Source organism: Streptomyces sp. (assembly GCF_031181555.1).
In the GTDB taxonomy this organism is placed as follows: Bacteria; Actinomycetota; Actinomycetes; order Streptomycetales; family Streptomycetaceae; genus Streptomyces; species Streptomyces fimbriatus.
Genome location: NZ_JAPSKQ010000313.1, coordinates 1 through 2998 on the forward strand (window position 1 = coordinate 1; position 2998 = coordinate 2998).

General features: G+C 74.5%; 3 protein-coding genes and 1 pseudogene. 2 read left to right on the forward strand and 2 right to left on the reverse strand.

All coding sequences use genetic code 11. From position 1 onward, the window contains the following. The coding region (locus RIM90_RS31280; protein WP_309064085.1) for a metallophosphoesterase family protein at positions 1 to 215 on the forward strand (215 nt) is incomplete at its 5' end. Positions 216 to 325: 110 nt separating this feature from the next. Here the strand turns inward: RIM90_RS31280 and RIM90_RS31285 are convergent. Together RIM90_RS31285 and RIM90_RS31290 are read right to left on the reverse strand one after the other, a co-directional pair. Further along, complete coding sequence (locus RIM90_RS31285; protein WP_309064111.1) at positions 326 to 634, reverse strand: hypothetical protein; 309 nt, start codon at positions 632 to 634, stop codon at positions 326 to 328. Positions 635 to 657: 23 nt separating this feature from the next. Beyond that, positions 658 to 912 (reverse strand): annotated as a pseudogene (locus RIM90_RS31290) (XdhC family protein); the annotation flags it as partial. 55 nt (positions 913 to 967) lie between these two features. On the opposite strand from RIM90_RS31290, the gene RIM90_RS31295 reads away from it, so the two are divergent. Next, positions 968 to 2941 carry a TetM/TetW/TetO/TetS family tetracycline resistance ribosomal protection protein gene (locus RIM90_RS31295; protein ID WP_309064112.1) on the forward strand — a complete coding sequence of 658 codons (1974 nt, stop codon included), beginning with the start codon at positions 968 to 970 and terminating at the stop codon, positions 2939 to 2941. The last annotated feature ends 57 nt before the right edge of the window (positions 2942 to 2998 follow it).

Sequence of the window (2998 nt, forward strand, 5' to 3'; positions counted from 1 at the left end):
CCCGGTGCGCCGCACGGTTCCCCGAGCTGGACGTACTGGTCTTCGGGCACAGTCACATCCCGTGGGACACCACTGCCGCCACGGGACTTCGTCTGCTCAACCCGGGCTCGCCGACGGACCGCCGCCGGCAACCGCACTGCACCTACATGACCGCCACGATCACCGGCGGCCGGCTCGGCGAGGTGGAACTCCACCGGCTGCCCCCGCGGCGGTGACCGTGTGCTGACGGGCCGGGCCGCTTCGTGTCGGTGGAAGCGGCCCGGGCGCTGCGAGTAGATGCGCTCTCACGGACCTCCTTCCCACGATCGGAGGTGATAGGGGGCGACTACCCCTCTCGGCCGCGCTTACACACCTTCTTTTCGGGTCCGTCGCCGTCTGCGCGTCCGCGCGTCCGCGCGGTCGGCACGGCCACCGCACCGACGGCGGCGAGGGCCGCGGCGGCGTGCTCGGCGACCGGTGTCCCGGCGGTGCGCAGCGGGTCGAGGGGCTCTTCCCGCGAGGGTTCCACCACGTCCGCCGCGCGCGTCGCACCCGCCACGTCGGCCGGCACCACGCGATACGCCCTCTCGTCCCGCCCCTTGAGGACGGTGAACCCGTGGTGCCGGTCCGCGTCCTCCTCGGGAGGCGGGCTCAAGGTGCCAGGGGGAACCAGGGGGATCAGGGTGCGGGAGGGGGTGGATGGACCGCTCCCTCCGCGGTGGTCAGCGGTACGCCCGTGCCGCCCCAGCGCAGCGCGACGATCTCGGCGGCCACGGACACGGCCACCTCCTCGGGCGTACGGGCACCGGGGTCGAGGCCGACCGGGGAGCGCAGCCGGGACAGCTCGCGCTCGGTGAACCCGGCCCCGATCAGCCGCTCCGTCCGGCCGGCGTGGGTGCGGCGGCTGCCCATCGCGCCGATGCGCGCGGCCGGCGCAGCGCCTCCCGGAGCACAGGAACGGCCCCCTCTCCGAAGGACATGACGCTTCGTGCACGTGCTCAATCTGGGAATCCTCGCCCGTGTCGACGCCGGTAGGACCAGCCTGACCGAGCGGCTGCTGCACTCGGCCGGCGTGATCGACGAGATCGGCAGCGTCGATGACGGCAGCACCCGCACCGACACCCTCGCGCTGGAACGCCGGCGCGGCATCACCGTCAAGTCCGCGGTCGTCTCGTTCCCGCTCGACGACGTGACGGTCAACCTCCTCGACACCCCCGGTCACCCGGACTTCATCGCCGAGGTGGAGCGGGTGCTCGGCGTGCTGGACGGCGCCGTGCTCGTCGTCTCCGCCGCCGAGGGGGTGCAGGCGCAGACACGGGTGCTCATGCGCACCCTGCAGCGGCTGCGCATCCCGACCCTGCTCTTCGTCAACAAGATCGACCGGCGCGGGGCACGGGAGGCGGACCTGCTCCGGGCGGTCTCGGCGCGCCTCACCCCGGCGATCGTGCCCATGGGCACCACCGGCCGGCTCGGCACACCCGGGGCCCGTTTCGTGCCCGGTCTCCCCCCGGCCGCCCTCGACGTCCTCACCGGCCACGACGACGAGCTGCTCGCCGCCTACGTGGAGGGCGCGGTCACGGACGAGCGCCTGCGCACGGCCCTGGCCGAGCAGAGCCGGCAGGCGCTCGTGCACCCCGTCTGCTTCGGCTCCGCCCTCACGGGCGCCGGCGTGGACGCGCTGCTGGCCGGCGTCAAGGAACTGCTGCCGCCGGCCGGCGGCGACCCCGACGGGCCGGTCTCCGGCACGGTGTTCAAGGTGGAGCGGGGGCCGGCGGGGGAGAAGGTCGCCTACGCGCGGATGTTCTCCGGCACGCTGCGCACCCGCGACCGGATCCCGTTCGGCCGTGACGGCGGGGCGGAGGGCCGGGTGACCGGGATCAGTGTCTTCGGCCACGGCACGGACACCCGGGCGGACGCGGTACCGGCGGGCCGGATCGCCCGGCTGTGGGGCCTGGCGGACATCCGCGTCGGCGACGCGATCGGCGAACCCCGCCCGCCGTACGGGCACTTCTTCGCACCGCCCACCCTGGAGACCGTCGTCGTCCCGGAACCGGGCGTGGACCAGGGCGCGCTGCACCTCGCGCTCACCCGGCTGGCCGAACAGGACCCGCTGATCGGCCTGCGCCACGACGAGGTGCGGCGGGAGACCTCCGTGTCGCTCTACGGCGAGGTGCAGAAGGAGGTCGTCCAGGCCACCCTCGCCGAGGAGTACGGGCTCGACGTCACCTTCCGGGAGACGACACCGCTGTGCGTCGAGCGGCCGGCCGGGTCCGGGGCGGCCGTCGAGTTCATCGGCAAGGACCCGAACCCGTTCCTCGCGACGGTCGGCCTGCGGGGCGACCCGGCGCCGGCCGGCGCGGGCGTGGACTTCCGGCTGGAGGTGGAGCTGGGCTCGATGTCGTACGCCTTCTTCAAGGCGGTCGAGGACACCGTGCGCGAGACGCTCGAACAGGGCCTGTACGGCTGGCGGGTCACCGACTGCACGGTCACCATGACCCACTCCGGTTACTGGCCCCGGCAGAGCCACGCGCACCAGGGCTTCGACAAGAGCATGTCGAGCACCGGCGCCGACTTCCGGGGCGTCGCCCCGCTGGTCCTGGCCGAGGCCCTGCGGCGGGCGGGGACCGTGGTGCACGAGCCGATGCACCGCTTCCGCATCGAGGCTCCGGCGGACGCCCCCGGCGCCCTGCTGCCGGTGCTGACCGGGCTGGGTGCCGTGCCGCGGACCACGGAGACCCGCGGGGACCGCTGCGTCCTTCGGGGCACGGTGCCGGCCGCCCGGGTGCACGCGCTGGGACAGCGGCTGCCGGGGCCGACCCGGGGCGAGGGCGAGCTGGAGAGCGCCTTCGGGCACTACGCGCCCGTCACCCGCGGCACGGTGCCGCGGCGTCCGCGCACGGACCACAACCCGCTGAACCGGAAGGAGTACTTGCTGAACGTGACCCGGAGGGTGGGCGGTTGAACCTCGCCGTGCCCACCCTCCGCCGCGCCCTCCCGCGCAACCCCCGGCCGGGTCGGA